Origin of the sequence: Rhizobium sp. PP-F2F-G48, assembly GCF_004342335.1 — a bacterium.
GTDB lineage: Bacteria > Pseudomonadota > Alphaproteobacteria > Rhizobiales > Rhizobiaceae > Ferranicluibacter.
This window is the reverse complement of sequence record NZ_SLVH01000001.1, coordinates 331,129-347,189: the sequence shown is the minus strand read 5'-3', so window position 1 is coordinate 347,189 and position 16,061 is coordinate 331,129. Positions and strand designations below refer to the sequence as shown.

Genomic DNA, 16,061 nt, shown 5'->3' with positions numbered 1-16,061 from the left:
CGGGCGGCTTATCGTAAAAATCCATCACGCAGGACTGATCGAGGCCGCTTTAGCGAGCCCACCACCAGACAGAAAGGATGCGTGCGTTGATCATGAAAAACTGTTAGCGCGCGGCGGCCCGTCTGGCAAGCGGCAAGCACGGCAAAAGCAGGCCCCGCGACGCGGCACCGTGGCGAAAGCGCGACACCCGACGGCAAACGCTTCGACCCACCCTCGCCGCCGGCCGTGTCGCACCTAGTTCACAGTGACCGGCCGAAGCGCCGACAGAAACTGGATGGGTCCCCGATGCGTCGACGTCTTCCGCTGCTTTTCCCCCTGATGATCCTCCCGGCCGTGCTGATCCTGACCGGCGCCGGCCTGCCGGAAGCGGGTCCCGTGCCGGAGACCAAGCCTGCAAACGCCGGGGCGCAGGCTGCCCCGTCCGAGGCGCCGGCGAAAGAGACCGATCAGACGAGCACGGACGGACAGCCGGTAGAACCGGCAGCGACGGACGAGGTTCCCAAGCCCGAAGCAAAACCTGTCCCGCCCGCTCAGGAGACGAAACCCGGCGAGGAGACCAAACCGGCAGATCCGGGCGACAAGGCGGAAAAGCCTGAAAAGCCTGAAAAGCCTGAAAAGCCCGGAGATCCCGATGCCGCCGCACCGGGCAAGACACCAGCCGAGCCGGCATCCGGTGACGCAAAGCCGGGAGAAAAGCCGGCCGAGCCGAAGACCACGACGCCGTCCGCCGAACTCGTCATCACGCCAGAAGAGCCGGCCGCCTATGCGCAGTGCCTGACGGACCTCAAGGCGCTCGGCGTGACCTTCTCGGAAAAGCCGCGCATCGACGACGGCAAGGGCTGCGGCATCGACAAGCCGATTTCCGTGACCGAAATCCTGCCCGGCATCAAGCTTGCGCCGGAGGCGACGCTGCGCTGCGAGGCGGCTCTGGAACTCGCGCGCTGGACGAAGGAAGCGGTGATACCGGCGGCACGCGTGGCGATGTCGGAGGATGGCGCGCTGAAGACCATCAACCAGGCCTCGAGCTATATCTGCCGCCTGCGCAACAATGCCTCCACCGGCAAGATCTCCGAGCACGCCCGCGGCAACGCGATCGACATCGCCTCCTTCACCTTCAAGAACGGCGAGTCGATCGCGATCCAGCCGCGCGACGAGGACGGAACGCTCTCCGGCGCCTTTCAGCGCGCGGTCACGGCCACCGGCTGCCTCTATTTCGAGACGGTGCTCGATCCGGGCAGCGACGAGGCGCACGAGAACCATCTGCATTTCGACGTGCTGCAGCGGCGCGGCAATTACCGTTACTGCCGCTGATCCCTGACGTTACCGAGAGAGGATGTCGCGCATTTCCACGAGGTTGGACCGGACGCGCAGGATGTAGAAGCCCATCGTCGCCAGGTGCGTCGGCATGATCCAGCCGTCCTCGCGACCGTTCGAGATGATGGCCGGCTGGATGCGAAGAGCGGCACGCAGCTGCTTCAGGCTTTCGGCCCAGATCGGGGCCAGCCCGCGCTGGGTAATGACGCCGTCGAAATCGGCGCCGGCGGCCGCCATGACGCCGTAATAGCCGTAGAGCTGACCATAGGCGAACCAGAACCGGTCGTCGGCGCGCGTGTCGAACCAGCCGCCATCGTAATTTTCCGAGCGCTCGCGGATCATCGCCGAGGTATTGCCGATATCGTTGGAGATGCGGTCGATGAACTCCATCAGATTGTCGGCGCGTCCGTCGAACGTCGCCTCGCATTTCACGAGGCTGTCGTTGAACGCCTGCAGATCCCGCTTGGCGGAGCGATAGAAGCTCGGCGTCGGCGTCTTCGGGCCGAACGGGTCGAGACCGAAATACCAGGCGCCCTCATCGAACTGCATGTTGCTGCGGGCCTTCTGCAGGTTCTCGTTGATACCCGACGTGCCCCGTACGCGTCCGAGCGAATCCACCAGCTCGACCGTCGTGCGCCGGATCGCCTGGTTCACGCCGCGCTGGAAGGACGCCTTGTTGTCGAGAAACGGGGTGTGATCCCAGTCCATGCCGAACAAGCCGACCTTGTAGAGCAGCATGGAGGAGATCCAGGCGTTCTCGTCGACATTGAAATCGATGAGATCCGAGGCGACATCGACGATGGCCGAGCGCTCGCAGGTCGCCGTGGCCGGCGCGGCCGCACCCGGCGCCAGCTTCACCGGCAGGCCGGCATCGGTCTTGCGTTCCGCGAAATTATACCGGTTGACGTAGTCGGGATCGAAATTGGTCCAGGCCTGCGTCGTGAAGAGAAAATAGCCATAGAGCCCGGCGAACAGGATGACGATGGCGGCCACCGGACCCTTGACGATCCAGCCGCCGCTCGACCGGAACCAGCCGGCAAAGGTGACGAAGGGATAGAGGAGCCAGGAAACGGCGATGCCTAAGCCCCGACCGATCGCTGAAAAGAGGCGCTGGAAGAACGCGACGACCGGTTCGAGCATGGAGGCGTGTTCCTTGTGATCATGGCCGGGTGACGATGGCCGGGCGTTCTGCCCAGCCTGACATAGGCGTCGCAGCCATCCGCCACAACCGGCTTCCGCCCGCCTCGCGCTTTATTGCGCAGCCGTCCCCTTCAGATAGGCGATCACATCGGCAATATCCTTGTCGGATTTCAGACCCGCAAAGCTCATGCGCGTTCCCGGCACCATGGCGCGGGGCGCGACAAGATAGGTCGAGAGCCGCGCCTCGTCCCACACCTTGCCGTCGCTCCCGAACGCGCGCATCGCATCCGAATATGTATAGTTTTCGACATGCGCGACCGGCCGGTCGACGACACCCTGAAGGCTCGGTCCGACCCGGTTTTCCGGCGCGGTCGCCGTATGACAGGCGCCGCATTTTCGAAACACACGCTCACCGGCTTCCGCATCGCCCGTGCCGGTCGCGGGGCCGGTGCTGGGGCCTCCCGCCTGGGCGGCGCCGGCAAGCATGGGAAGGGTGATCATGAGACAGAAAGCAAAGGCGATGCGCATGGCACGCTCCCGTGAAAGAAATCGGACAGACGTTACTCTTCCCGCATCCGGTCGTCCCAGTGCCGACGGCAGTAAGACACGTATTTCTCGTTGCCGCCGATCTCGACCTGTGCGCCCTCATGCATGACCCGGCCCCGACCGTCGAGACGCACCACCATCGTCGCCTTGCGGCCGCAATGGCAGATGGTGCGCACCTCGCGCAGCTCGTCCGCGATCGCGAGCAGCGCTGCGGATCCCGGAAACAGCTGGCCGCGGAAATCGGTGCGCAGACCATAGGCCATGACCGGAATGCCGAGCCGATCGGCCACCCGGGCAAGCTGCCACACCTGCGCCTCGCTGAGAAACTGTGCCTCGTCCACGAACACGCAGGCCGCATCCGTCTGCGAGATCGCCGCCTTGACCAGCGCATAGAGATCGTCCGTCACGCGAAAGGTGATGGCATCCGACGACAGGCCGATGCGCGAGGAAACGCGTCCCTCCCCGGCGCGATCGTCGAAGGCCGCGATCAGAACCACCGTGCGCATGCCGCGTTCTTCGTAATTGTAGGAGGATTGCAGCAAGAGGGTCGATTTTCCCGCATTCATCGTGGCGTAGTGGAAATAGAGCTTTGCCATGCCGACGATCCTTCCGGGTTTTTTGAGGGCGCCCCTCGGGTCTCGGTGCGCGTCGCGCGGTGGAGCCCACCTCGGCGTACCCGGCGGCTTCATGCCTGACCGGACGAGATTTGACCAGTGCGCTCCGGCCATTCTTGCCTCTGGCACCTTTGCCTTCGAAAGCGGATGCCTTATGTTGCCCAGCGTGAACGCTCGACCGTCTTCCTGCCGGCCCGACGGCGCGCTCCGATCCGCGGCCCTTTCATGTCGATCGCGATCATGGAATGCGCCATTGCGACATTGGCTGTCGCATCAGGGGCCGCGTGAGTTCGAGAGCGCAATACACTGACCGGACTGTCGGATCTGAACTTGCTGTGGATCCGACGCTCTTTCTGACGTCATAACAGGGGAACAAAAAACCAATGACCAGAAACTTCGCCCGCCTTCTCACACTGTCCGCCGCCGTTTCCTTGACTGCGCTGAGCACCGGAACCGCCTTTGCCGCCGACCCGGCAAGCTGTGCCACCGTCCGCTTCTCGGATGTCGGCTGGACGGACATCACGGCAACGACGGCAACCGTCGCCGCCGTCGTCGAGGCGCTCGGCTACACGCCGGATATCAAGGTGCTGTCGGTTCCCGTCACCTACCAGTCGCTGAAGAACAAGGACATCGACGTCTTCCTCGGCAACTGGATGCCGGCGCAGGAGAAGGACGTAAAGCCCTATCTGGACGACAAGACGGTGGAATCGCTCGGCGCCAACCTCGAAGGCGCCAAGTACACGCTCGCCACCAATGCCAAGGGCGCCGCGCTCGGCATCAAGGATTTCTCCGACATCGGCAAGCACAAGGACGAGCTTGACGGCAAGATCTACGGCATCGAGCCGGGCAATGACGGCAATCGCCTCGTCATGACGCTGATCGAGAAGAACGAGATGGGCATGGGCGGCATGGAGATCGTCGAAAGCTCCGAGCAGGGCATGCTGTCGCAGGTCGCACGGGCGGAGAAGGACGGCAAGCCGGTCGTCTGGCTCGGCTGGGCGCCGCACCCGATGAACTCGAGCTTCGAGATGACCTATCTCACCGGCGGCGACTCGACCTTCGGCCCGAACTTCGGCGGCGCGACCGTCTACACCAACACGCGCGCCGGCTATGTCGCGGAATGCCCGAATATCGGCAAGCTGATTTCCAATGTGAAGTTCAACCTCGATATGGAAAACCATATCATGGGCAAGATCCTCAACGACAGCGAAGAGCCCGGCACCGCGGCGAAGGAATGGCTGAAGGCCAACCCGACCGTCATCGAACCCTGGCTCGCCGGCGTCACGACGCTGGACGGCAAGGACGGCCTGCCGGCCGTCAAGGCGGCACTCGGCCTCTGATGCGAATGCGCAAAAGACGGGGGAAACCCCGCCTTTTGCGCACAAGCCTCGATGATGGGGCCTTCAAGACGAGGGCTCCCTGTCTCTCTGCTTTCAGATCGGCATTCGGGCTTACCCAAGCCCTCGTCTCCCAAGATCCGTCTTTTTTCGGTCCGGGCTTTGCGATCCGCGCTCTTGCGGTCCATGATGTCCAGGCGATCGATGTCGTATCATCCGTCACTCTTTCAGGAGAGGATCCCGCATGGATTTTCTGACAGGACACCGTGTTCCCATCGGCCAGGGCGCAAAGGCCTTCGTCGACTGGTTGACGACCAATTTCAGCCTGTTCTTCGACCAGCTCTCGCGTTTCCTGTCGGGCGTCGTCTCGGCGATCCTCTTCGTTCTCCAATATCCCCATCCCCTCGTCGTCGTCGGTCTCGTCACCGTGCTCGCCTGGTGGCTGCGCCGGTCGATCGGCGTCACGCTGTTTACGGGGCTCGGCCTGATGTTGATCATCAATCAGGGCTACTGGAAGGAAACGACGGAGACGCTGGCGCTGGTGCTCGCGGCCAGCGTCGTTTCCATGGCGATCGGCATTCCCCTCGGCATTGCCGCCGCGCGCCGCGCCTGGGTCTACGCCTTCATGCGCCCCGTGCTCGACCTGATGCAGACCATCCCGACCTTCGTCTATCTCATTCCGGCGCTGATTCTTTTCGGCCTCGGCATGGTTCCCGGGCTGATCGCCACCGTCATCTTCGCCATTCCCGCCCCCATTCGCCTGACCCGGCTCGGCATCATCTCGACCCCGCCATCGCTGACCGAGGCGGCCGTGTCCTTCGGCGCCACGCCGTCGCAGGTGCTGCACAAGATCGAGCTGCCCTTCGCCATGCCGCAGATCATGGCGGGGTTGACCCAGACGATCATGCTGTCGCTGTCGATGGTGGTCATTTCGGCCCTCGTCGGCGCCAACGGCCTCGGCGTCCCGGTGCTGCGCGCGCTGAACACGGTCAACGTCGCCAAGGGCTTCGAGGCCGGCCTCTGTATCGTCATCCTCGCGATCATCCTCGATCGCCTCTTCCGCTCCTCGGACGAAGGAGAAGGCGCATGAGAGATGCCGTGATCTTCAACAATGTCGATATCGTCTTCGGCGACCGCCCCGAGCGGGCCTTGCAGATGGTCGATACCGGAAAGACCCGCGACGAGATCGGCACGGCCACGGGCCTCGTTCTCGGCGTCGCCGGCGCATCGCTGACGGTGCGCGAAGGCGAGATCCTCGTGTTGATGGGCCTGTCCGGCTCCGGCAAGTCAACGCTGCTGCGCGCGGTCAACGGGCTCGCCCCCGTCGTGCGCGGCAATGTCAGCGTGAAGACCGGCGGCGGCACGATCGATCCTTATCGCACCACGCCGAAAGCCCTGCGCGACTTCCGCAAGCACACCGTCTCCATGGTGTTCCAGCAATTCGCGCTCCTGCCATGGCGGACCGTCGAGGACAACGTCGGTTTCGGCCTGGAACTGGCGGGCGTGCCCGATGGCGAGCGCCGCCGCCGCGTCGGCGAGCAGCTGGAGCTGGTAAACCTGACGCAGTGGGCCGGCCGAAAGGTGCAGGAACTCTCCGGCGGCATGCAGCAGCGCGTCGGCCTCGCCCGCGCCTTTGCCACCGGCGCCCCCATTCTTCTGATGGACGAGCCCTTCTCGGCCCTCGACCCTCTCATCCGCACCCGTCTGCAGGACGAGTTGCTCGAATTCCAGCGCCGCCTGAGGAAGACCATTCTCTTCGTCAGCCACGATCTGGACGAAGCCTTTCGCATCGGCAATCGAATCGCCATCATGGAAGGCGGGCGGATCATCCAGTGCGGAACGCCGCAGGAGATCGTGAAAAACCCCGCCAACCAGTATGTCGCCGATTTCGTCCAGCACATGAACCCGATCACCATGCTGACCGCGACCGACGTCATGCAGCGCGGTCTCGGGCAGCGCCCCTCTCCCGGCGGTGTCAGCGCGACGGCTTCGCCCGACACGCCGCTGATCGACATTCTCGACGCCATGACACGCCAGCCGGGCTCGATCGGCGTCGTCGAAAACGGCGCCGTGATCGGCACGATCGACGCACAGGACGTGATCGAGGGCCTGACCCGGCATCGAACGCGTCCCTGACGCCCCAGCGTCTTCACAAGCCGGTTTTCCCCTGTAGGCTCGGCCGAATCGATCGCACGCACGTGCGGCCGATGAAGCGTCGAGGATGCGGGGAAGCATGGCGGAAAAACCAAAAGTCTTGCGCGAGACGGACGATGCGGCCCGCAAACTGGCCCGCCTCGTTCTACGCGAACAGCGAAGCGCGGCGATCGGCGTTCTCGAGCCGGACGGCGACGGCTTTCCCTTCGTCAGCCGTGTCCTTCTCGGTTTCGACATCGATGCAGCACCCGTCATCCTCGCCTCGCGCCTCGCCACGCACACGCAGGCCCTGCTCGCGGACGGCAGATGCTCGCTGCTGGCCGGACGCAGCGGCAAGGGCGATCCCCTCGCCCATCCGAGGATCACCGTGCAATGCGAAGCCGAACCGATCGCGCAGGCGGACTTAGGACACACGCGTCTGCGAGACCGCTTCCTCCGGCGTCATCCCAAGGCCGAGCTTTACATCGACTTTCCGGATTTTCTCTTCTTTCGCCTGGTGCCGCTGCGCGCGAGCTTCAATGCGGGCTTCGGGCGGGCCTACGCCCTGACGGCAGACGACCTTTTGATCGCCTCATCGGCCTTGGAAGAAATCGCGGCGGCCGAGGCGTCCCTTCTTGACGAACTGAACAGCAACAAAGATGCTGTGGCACATCTGCTTGCAGACGATCGCGGCCCTGTTACTGCGGCCTGGCAAGTGACCGCAATCGACGCGGAGGGAATCGACCTTGCACTGGGAGACGCATTCCATCGGGTGGTCTTTCCCCGAGAGGTTGAAAACACCGACGCGCTCCGTGCAATGTTCGTAAAACTTTACCGTTAACTCCCCACAGGTACCCCGAAATCTCGCATAGGGCTGTTGTTCCCTTTATGCGTCATGCCTAATTGTCGTATTCTAGCCGCACCGAGATGGGTGGGGCCAAGACGTCGCATGGAGTATGGCATGGAAACAATTCCTCCCCACCAGCATGAAAAAGCCGAGGTTGCTGCGGATTTTCTCTCGGCTATGGCCAACCCGAAGCGGCTGCTGATCCTGAATGAGCTGGTCAAGGGCGAGATGGCTGTCGGAGCGCTGGCCGCTCAGGTCGGTCTCAGTCAGTCCGCACTTTCGCAGCATCTGTCGAAGCTGAGGGCGCAAAGCCTTGTAACGACACGCCGCGATGCGCAGACGATCTACTACTCGTCTTCGTCCGAGTCCGTTCTGAAGGTTCTTTCGATGCTGTCGGAGATCTACGGCGCACCGGACGCCAAGGACGAAGCGCAGCCGCGTCGCCGCTCGGCCTGATACCGCGCGACGGGCGGTGCGGACCGGCAGATGCCGCGACCGGATGCCGCCTGCAGCCTGCGGGTCGACACGTAAAAATACCCATCCCTGTCGTTTCCGGGATGGCACTGAGAAGTGCGAGGAAGCCAGGAATCAGGGAGGTTCCTGGCTTTTTTCGTTCAGGCGCCTCTTGTGCCGTAAGATGGCAGTTACGCTGCGAGTCCCGATCCTGCAACCGGGATACGGCAGCCTGCGCGAAGTAGGGTTGTGACGGCACGCAACACATGCGGCATGCCTTGACGCCCTCTGGCCCGCTGGTAGTTTGACCATCGGATAAAAATCGCCGATCAGCTCAAACGCCAGATGGCCCTATTGGCCATGGAGACCGTCATGTCGAACCGCCTGAACGCCACGCCCAACGATCTGCGCGCCTTCTGGATGCCCTTCACCTCGAACCGGCAGTTCAAGAAGGAACCGCGCATGTTCGTCTCGGCGAAGGACATGCATTACAAGACGCATGATGGCCGCACCGTTCTCGACGGCACGGCGGGGCTGTGGTGCGTCAATGCCGGCCACTGCCGCCCGCTGATCACCGAAGCCATCCGCGAGCAGGCTGGCGAACTCGACTACGCCCCGGCCTTCCAGCTCGGCCATCCCAAGGCCTTCGAACTTGCCAACCGTCTGGTGGATATCGCGCCGGACGCCTTCAACCATGTGCTTTACACCAATTCCGGCTCCGAATCGGTCGATACGGCGCTGAAGGTGGCGCTGGCCTATCACCGGGTGAAGGGCGACGGCGCGCGCTCGCGTCTCATCGGTCGCGAGCGCGGCTATCACGGCGTCAACTTCGGCGGCATCTCGGTCGGCGGCATCGTCTCGAACCGAAAGATGTTCGGCACGCTTCTCAGCGGCGTCGATCACATGCCGCACACCCACATGCCCGACAAGAACGCCTTTACCAAGGGCGAGCCCGAGCATGGCGGCGATATCGCCTCCGAACTGGAGCGCATCGTCACGTTGCACGATGCCTCGACGATCGCCGCCGTCATCGTCGAGCCCGTTGCCGGCTCGACCGGCGTGCTCATTCCGCCGAAGGGCTACCTCCAGAAGCTGCGCGAGATCTGCACCAAGCACGGCATCCTGCTGATTTTCGATGAGGTCATCACCGGCTATGGCCGTCTCGGCACGCCGTTTGCAGCCCAATATTTCGACGTCATGCCGGACATGATCGTCACGGCAAAGGGCCTGACCAACGGCGTCATTCCCATGGGCGCAGTTTTCGTGACGTCGGAGATCCATGATGCGTTCATGCAGGGCCCGGAGCACATGATCGAGTTCTTCCATGGCTACACCTATTCCGGCAACCCGATCGCTTCGGCCGCCGCCATCGCCACGCTTGACACCTACCGCGACGAGGGCCTGCTCACCCGCGCCGCGACGCTTGCGCCCTATTGGGAAAACGCCCTGCATTCGCTGCGCGACTGCCCGCATGTCATCGACATCCGCAATATCGGTCTCATCGGCGCCATCGAACTTGCGCCGATCGCCGGAGAGCCGACGAAGCGGGCCTTCTCGGCTTTCCTGAAGGCCTATGAAAACGGTCTGCTGATCCGGACCACGGGCGACACGATCGCGCTTTCCCCGCCGCTGATCATTACCGAAGCGCAGATCGACGAGTTGGTCGCCGGTATCCGGACCGTGCTCGAGACCGGCATCTGACGAACCTTCTCCGCGTCCCGTGGGAATTCACCGCTGCGGGACGCGGATGAAGCTGGACCAGCATCCGGACGGCACCCGAACGGCAGACGCGATGCGTGCCCGGGCTATCCTCTCCTTCGAGAACGGGGTCAGCCGACCATGAGCATTCCCAAGCGCCACCCTTACGATTTCGATCCTACCTACGGGCTCGGGCTTGCAGACCTTCGCGCGATCCGGCCGCCGCCGGAGGCGAAGGGTTTCGACGCCTTCTGGCAGGAGCGCTATCGCAAGGCGCTCGCCGTCGATCCGAGCCCCAGCCTGACCCGATCGGCCGTCCAGAACGGCAAATGGATCATTCACGATCTCTCCTATACCTCGACGGAGGGTTTCCGGATCGGCGGATGGCTTCTCCTGCCGCATCACGGCACCGTGCAGCGCGGCCTCATCGTCGGCCACGGCTATGGGGGACGCGACCAACCGGATCTCGACCTTCCCGTCGAAAACACCGCCATTCTCTTCCCCTGTTTCCGCGGCCTTTCCCGCAGCAGCCGAGCCCCGATCTCGCCCGATCCCGCCTGGCACGTGCTGCACGATATCGACGATCCCGATCGGTACATCATCGGTGGCTGCGTCGAGGACGTGTGGGTCGCCGTCACCGTGATGAACACGCTGTTTCCCGGCACGACGGGCCGCACCGGCTACAGCGGCATCAGCCTCGGCGGCGGCATCGGCGCGCTGGCCATTCCCTTCGACCGCCGCATCGACCGGGGCCATCTCACCGTTCCCACTTTCGGCAACCGGCCGCTCTGGCTGACCTTGCCGACCATCGGCAGCGCCAATGCCGTGCAGGCCTACAGCCACACCCACCCGGAGGTGACCGAAACGCTCCGCCTGTTCGACGCGGCGATCGCCGCCACGCGCATCGCGGTGCCGATCCTCTGCGCCGTCGCCCGGTTCGACCCCGCCGTTGCGCCGCCCTGTCAGTTCTCCGTCGCCAATGCGCTCCCGACGAAGAATTATAACGAAATCTTCATCCTGGACGCCGGGCATTTCGATTATCCTGGTCAGCAGGCGCAGGCATCGGCGCTGTTGGCAAAAGTCGGGACACTTTTCGGGACACCATGAATCGCGAATATCTGCGCTGGTACAGTCCGCGGCTCCATCGAGACATGGAGTTGCTGGTGTTCGGGCATGCCGGCGCCAAGGTGCTGATGTTTCCGACACGCGAAGGCCGGTTCTGGGAATACGAAAAGCTTGGCCTGGTCGGTGCGCTCGCGCAGAAGGTCCAGGCCGGACACCTGCAGCTCTTCTGCATCGAGGGGCTCGCCCGCGAAACTTTCTACGACCGCAGCCGAGACCCCGCCGACCGCATCCGCCGCCACAGGGCGCTGGAGGAATATGTTCTGAACGAGGTCTTGCCGCTCATGGCCGAGCGGAACCCGCATGGCGCCACGATCGCACAGGGCTGCAGCCTCGGTGCCTACCAGGCGGCAAGCCTCGTCTTCCGACACCCGCACCTCTTTTCCAAGCTTGTGGCCTTCTCCGGGCGCTACGACCTGACGCTGGAGGTCGAAAGTTTCAACAATCTGCTCGACGGCCACTATGACGACGAGGTCTATTTCCACACCCCGACGCATTTTCTGCCGGGCCTCTCGCAGGACTGGCGCCTCGACCGCCTGAGGTCCGTCGAGATCGTCCTTGCCATCGGCAATGCCGACCCCTTCCTGGAGAACAACTGGTATCTGAGCCGCCTGCTTGACGAGAAGAACGTCCATCACCAGCTCCATGTCTGGGACGGCCGCGCCCATCGCGCGCAGTCCTGGCGCAAGATGGCGGCGCTTTACATCTGAAGGCCAATCCCGGCGTTGACGGCCTCTCCGACGTCGCCATTTCGCGGCCCGCCCTTCCCCTGCGCGCTCCACTCTCTATGATGAGCCCTGGTGTCGATCTCCCGTCACGCCGCCATTTCCATGCCAGAACCGGAGCCCTCATGTCCGCCACTCTCTCCGACCGAATCGACCAGGGCACGGGCCGCGTCGCTGCCGACATCGTCCTCAAGAATGGACGCTTCTTCGACCTCGTCACCGGCGACTGCCTCGAAAGCGACATCGCGCTCTGCGGCGACCGGATCGTCGGCACCTGCGGCAGCTATCACGGCGTCGAGGAGATCGACATTTCCGGTCGCATCGTCGTTCCCGGTTTCATCGACACCCATCTGCATATCGAATCCTCGCTGGTGACGCCGCACGAGTTCGATCGCTGCGTCCTGCCCTACGGCGTGACGACCGCCATCTGCGACCCGCACGAGATCGCCAACGTGCTGGGCACGCAAGGCATAGACTTCTTCCTCGACAGTGCCCGCGAGACGATCATGGATATCCGCGTGCAGCTGTCGAGCTGCGTGCCGGCGACCCATCTGGAAACCTCCGGCGCCAGCCTGCCGATCGAGGCGCTGCTTCCCTATCGCGGCCATGAGAAGGTCATCGGCCTTGCCGAGTTCATGAATTTTCCGGGGGTCATCCACAAGGACCCGATCTGCATGGCGAAGCTCGAAGCTTTCCAGGACGGCCATATCGACGGTCATGCGCCACTGCTGCGCGGTCTCGATCTCAACGGCTATCTCGCGGCCGGCATCCGCACCGATCATGAATGCACGACGGCGGACGAGGCCCTGGAGAAGATCCGCAAGGGCATGCATATCCTGGTGCGGGAAGGCTCGGTCTCCAAGGACCTTCACGCCCTGATGCCGATTCTGACGGAGCGACTGTCGCCCTTTCTCGCGCTCTGCACCGATGATCGCAATCCGCTCGATATCGCCGAGGAAGGCCATCTCGACTACATGATCCGCGAGGCCATCGCACATGGCGTCGAGCCGCTCGCCGTCTATCGGGCCGCCTCCATCTCAGCTGCCCGTGCCTTCGGCCTGCGCGACCGCGGCCTCGTGGCGCCCGGCTGGCGGGCCGATCTCGTGGTCGTGGACAGCCTCGAAAACTGCAAGGCGCAGATGGTCTTTTCCGCCGGTCGCCGGGTCGATGACGCACTCTTCGCCACCCGTCGTCCCGTGGCACCCGTCGGGCTCGACAGCGTCAAGGCCGGACACATCCACGCCGCCGCCTTCGCCGTGCCCTATACGGAGGGCGAGACATCCGTCATCGGCGTTCTCCCCGGCAAGATCATCACCGAACATCGCCGCTTCCAGCTGCCGGCCGACGGCAACCAGACGGGGGCCGATCTCGGGCGAGACATCATCAAGGTCGCCGTCATCGAGCGCCACGGCATCAATGGCAATCACGCCAACGGCTTCGTCCAGGGTTTCGGATTGAAGAAAGGCGCCATCGCCTCGACGGTCGGCCACGACAGCCACAATATCTGCGTCGTCGGCGTCGATCCCGACGACATGGCGCTCGCGGCAAACCGCCTGGGCGAGATCAAAGGCGGCTTCGTCGTGGTCGAGGACGGCATCGTCACCGGAGAGATCGCCCTGCCCGTCGCAGGCCTCATGAGCCTCGAACCCTATGAGAGCGTCCGAGACACGCTCCACCACCTGAGGCAGGCCGCCTTTGCTCTTGGCGCCACCCTGCAGGAACCTTTCCTTCAGCTCGCCTTCCTGCCCCTCCCCGTCATCCCGCATCTGAAGATCTCGGACAGGGGGCTGGTGGATGTGGATCGGTTCATGCTGATCGGGTGAAGGCGACCTTGGCAGCAACCGGCGCCTGTCCTATTCTGCGTGCAAGATCGGAGACCATCATGAGCCGCCTCGAACATATCGAAAAATCGGTGACCGAGCTATCCGCCGACGAATTGGCAGAGTTCGCGCGCTGGTTCGAAGACCTGCAGGTAAAGCGCTGGGATGAGCGTTTCGAAACGGATGCGACGTCCGGAAAGCTCGATGCACTGGCAGATGCCGCGCTCTTGGAGTTTTCCGCGGGGCAGGCACGACGCCTTTGAAACATCACGCGACCGGCGCGTTCTAGAAGTGCTACGATGCGCTTCCCCAGCATGTGAGAGCGGTTGCCGATCGCAATTTCGATATTTTGAAGGGCGATCCCTTCCATCCGTCCCTTCATCTGAAGCAGGTAGGCCGCTTCTGGTCCGTTCGTGTCGGGTCATCCTAGAGAGCCCTCGCCGTTCGAAACGGCGAAGACCTTGTCTGGTTCTGGATCGGTTCGCATGCCGATTACGATAAGCTTCTAGCCTGACACCCGCCCGCAGAAAGCATCCAGCGCCTCCAGCACGATCTCGTCTTTCTCGATTCTCGCCGTATCGAACCCCGGCAGCGGCAGCATCTCGGCGATGGTCATGCCCTTCGGCAGAGTTACCGTCTGTGGGCCGCGTCGCAGATTGAAGACGAAGAGCAGTTTTTCGCCGGCCTTCTCGCGGGTGAAGATCAGGATGTCCTGGTTGGTGTCGAGGAAGGTCATGCCCCCGTCGAACAGCGCGGGCATGGCCTTCCGGAAGGCGAGCGTGTCCCGATAATGCGCGAGCACCGAATCGTCCCCGGCCTCCTGCACATCGACGGCAATGGCCTTGTGCACGTCCGGCACCGGCAGCCAGGGCTGTCCCGTGGAAAAGCCGCCGCTCTGGCCGGCACGCTCCCACGGCATGGGCGTGCGGCACCCGTCGCGGCCCTTGAAGGCCGGCCAGAAGCGGATGCCGTAGGGGTCGCGCAACTCATGCAGCTCGAGCTCGGCTTCCGGGAGTGCCAGTTCCTCGCCCTGATAGAGGCAGATGGAGCCGCGCAGCGTCGCGAGCACGGAGATGGCAAGCTTCCCGATCCGCTCCCGCTCGCTCTCGTTCTGAATGAAGCGCGAGACATGTCGCTGGACGTCATGGTTGGAGAAGGCCCAGCAGACCCAGCCGTCCGTCACCGAATTCTGGAACGAGGACACGCAGTGCCTGATGTGGCTGGCCGTGAAGTCGGGGCCGAGCAGGTCGAAGGTGTAGCACATGTGCAGCTTGTCGCCGCCGCTGACATAGGCGGCCAGCGTCTTCAGCGAACGCCCGCCGTCACCGACCTCGCCCACGGCCGTGCGGTCGTCATATTCTTCCAGGAGCGCCCGGAAGCGCTTGAGGAAGCCGATATTCTCGGGCTGCGTCTTGTCGTAGAGATGGCTCTGCATCCCGTAGGGATTGACATCCGGCGCATCGAGTCCCGGCCCGTCGTCATCGTGCCCGAGCGGCGGGTTGTCGCGCAGTTCCTTGTCGTGGAAGTAGTAGTTGACCGTATCCAGCCGGAAACCGTCCACGCCGCGCTCCAGCCAGAAACGCACCGTGTCGAGCACCGCCTCCTGAACCTGCGAATTGTGAAAATTTAGATCCGGCTGCGAGCCGAGGAAATTGTGCAGGTAATACTGCCGGCGGACGCCGTCCCACTCCCAGGCCGGACCGCCGAAGATCGACAGCCAGTTGTTCGGCGCCGTCCCATCGGGCTTCGCATCGGCCCAGACATACCAGTCGGCGCGCGCATTGGTGTTGCTCGCGCGGCTTTCCTTGAACCAGGGATGCTGATCGGACGTGTGCGAGATCACCTGGTCGATGATGATCTTGAGACCGAGACGATGGGCTTCCGCGAGCATGGTGTCGAAATCGGCGAGCGTTCCGAACATCGGATCGACGTCGCAGTAATCCGACACGTCGTATCCCATGTCGGCCATGGGCGAGGTGAAGAACGGCGACAGCCAGATGGCATCGACGCCGAGGCCGGCGATGTGCGGCAGCCGTGCCGTAATGCCCGGCAAATCCCCGATCCCGTCACCGTTCGTATCCTGGAACGATCGCGGATAGACCTGATAGATCACCGCGCCGCGCCACCAGTCCGGGTTGGTCTTCGGGGAAGAGGCCATGGACGATTCCTTTTGAATGGGAGGGGTCAGCCGATGTTCTAGCGTTCGGTCGGCAACGAGGCAATGACGGGATGCCGGCTTTCGGGCGCACGGGCGAAATGACAGGCGTTCACGAATCCCTTGCCGATCAGGCCCTGCCTTGCCATCGGCGCCG

General features: G+C 63.6%; 15 protein-coding genes and 1 pseudogene. 12 read left to right on the top strand and 4 right to left on the bottom strand.

What is annotated here, in order from left to right:
- Positions 1–285: 285 nt before the first annotated feature.
- Entirely contained in the window at positions 286–1,311 is a 1,026-nt protein-coding gene (locus tag C8J36_RS01620) for an extensin family protein (protein ID WP_132531898.1), read from the top strand.
- A 9-nt stretch (positions 1,312–1,320) separates the two neighbouring features.
- On the opposite strand, the gene C8J36_RS01615 is transcribed toward C8J36_RS01620, so the two are convergent.
- From C8J36_RS01615 to C8J36_RS01605, 3 genes are all read right to left on the bottom strand, one after another.
- Positions 1,321–2,454, bottom strand: coding sequence for a DUF2333 family protein (locus C8J36_RS01615; protein WP_132531895.1), 1,134 nt, complete (start codon positions 2,452–2,454; stop codon positions 1,321–1,323).
- Between the two features lie 111 nt (positions 2,455–2,565).
- A complete protein-coding gene (locus tag C8J36_RS01610; protein ID WP_245506451.1) occupies positions 2,566–2,940 on the bottom strand; it encodes a cytochrome c family protein in 375 nt (124 codons plus the stop codon).
- Between the two features lie 74 nt (positions 2,941–3,014).
- On the bottom strand, positions 3,015–3,596 hold the full coding sequence (locus C8J36_RS01605; protein ID WP_062592165.1) for a thymidine kinase: 582 nt from the start codon (positions 3,594–3,596) through the stop codon (positions 3,015–3,017).
- 401 nt (positions 3,597–3,997) lie between these two features.
- Here C8J36_RS01605 and C8J36_RS01600 point away from each other — a divergent pair, with 401 nt between their 5' ends.
- The 11 genes and pseudogenes from C8J36_RS01600 to C8J36_RS25235 all read left to right on the top strand — a co-directional run bounded on the left by C8J36_RS01600 (position 3,998) and on the right by C8J36_RS25235 (position 14,263).
- Positions 3,998–4,954 (top strand): choline ABC transporter substrate-binding protein, encoded by a 957-nt coding sequence (locus C8J36_RS01600; RefSeq protein WP_132531889.1) that lies wholly within the window; start codon positions 3,998–4,000, stop codon positions 4,952–4,954.
- A 241-nt stretch (positions 4,955–5,195) separates the two neighbouring features.
- Positions 5,196–6,041 carry a choline ABC transporter permease subunit gene (gene choW / locus C8J36_RS01595; RefSeq protein ID WP_132531886.1) on the top strand — a complete coding sequence of 282 codons (846 nt, stop codon included), beginning with the start codon at positions 5,196–5,198 and terminating at the stop codon, positions 6,039–6,041.
- The gene (gene choV, locus C8J36_RS01590; RefSeq protein WP_062592159.1) at positions 6,038–7,087 is read left to right on the top strand and encodes a choline ABC transporter ATP-binding protein; all 1,050 of its coding nucleotides are present in this window, start codon (positions 6,038–6,040) and stop codon (positions 7,085–7,087) included. Before choW ends, choV begins: the two co-directional genes overlap by 4 nt.
- 97 nt (positions 7,088–7,184) lie before the next feature.
- Positions 7,185–7,925 (top strand): HugZ family protein, encoded by a 741-nt coding sequence (locus C8J36_RS01585; RefSeq protein ID WP_132531883.1) that lies wholly within the window; start codon positions 7,185–7,187, stop codon positions 7,923–7,925.
- A 120-nt stretch (positions 7,926–8,045) separates the two neighbouring features.
- The gene (locus tag C8J36_RS01580) at positions 8,046–8,387 is read left to right on the top strand and encodes a metalloregulator ArsR/SmtB family transcription factor (RefSeq protein ID WP_062593309.1); all 342 of its coding nucleotides are present in this window, start codon (positions 8,046–8,048) and stop codon (positions 8,385–8,387) included.
- Between the two features lie 369 nt (positions 8,388–8,756).
- The gene (locus C8J36_RS01575; protein ID WP_062592157.1) at positions 8,757–10,085 is read left to right on the top strand and encodes an aspartate aminotransferase family protein; all 1,329 of its coding nucleotides are present in this window, start codon (positions 8,757–8,759) and stop codon (positions 10,083–10,085) included.
- Between the two features lie 138 nt (positions 10,086–10,223).
- Positions 10,224–11,189 carry an acetylxylan esterase gene (locus C8J36_RS01570; protein WP_132531880.1) on the top strand — a complete coding sequence of 322 codons (966 nt, stop codon included), beginning with the start codon at positions 10,224–10,226 and terminating at the stop codon, positions 11,187–11,189.
- Positions 11,186–11,914 carry an alpha/beta hydrolase-fold protein gene (locus C8J36_RS01565; RefSeq protein WP_132531877.1) on the top strand — a complete coding sequence of 243 codons (729 nt, stop codon included), beginning with the start codon at positions 11,186–11,188 and terminating at the stop codon, positions 11,912–11,914. The genes C8J36_RS01570 and C8J36_RS01565 overlap by 4 nt, the downstream gene beginning before the upstream one ends.
- A 140-nt stretch (positions 11,915–12,054) precedes the next feature.
- Positions 12,055–13,752 carry an adenine deaminase gene (ade, locus tag C8J36_RS01560; protein WP_132531875.1) on the top strand — a complete coding sequence of 566 codons (1,698 nt, stop codon included), beginning with the start codon at positions 12,055–12,057 and terminating at the stop codon, positions 13,750–13,752.
- Positions 13,753–13,811: 59 nt separating this feature from the next.
- The gene (locus C8J36_RS01555; protein ID WP_132531872.1) at positions 13,812–14,012 is read left to right on the top strand and encodes a hypothetical protein; all 201 of its coding nucleotides are present in this window, start codon (positions 13,812–13,814) and stop codon (positions 14,010–14,012) included.
- A 53-nt stretch (positions 14,013–14,065) separates the two neighbouring features.
- Positions 14,066–14,263, top strand: a pseudogene (locus C8J36_RS25235) (hypothetical protein).
- On the opposite strand, the gene C8J36_RS01545 reads toward C8J36_RS25235, so the two are convergent.
- The gene (locus tag C8J36_RS01545) at positions 14,255–15,907 is read right to left on the bottom strand and encodes an alpha-glucosidase family protein (protein WP_132531869.1); all 1,653 of its coding nucleotides are present in this window, start codon (positions 15,905–15,907) and stop codon (positions 14,255–14,257) included. The pseudogene C8J36_RS25235 and the gene C8J36_RS01545 sit on opposite strands and share 9 nt — an antisense overlap.
- Between the last annotated feature and the right edge of the window lie 154 nt (positions 15,908–16,061).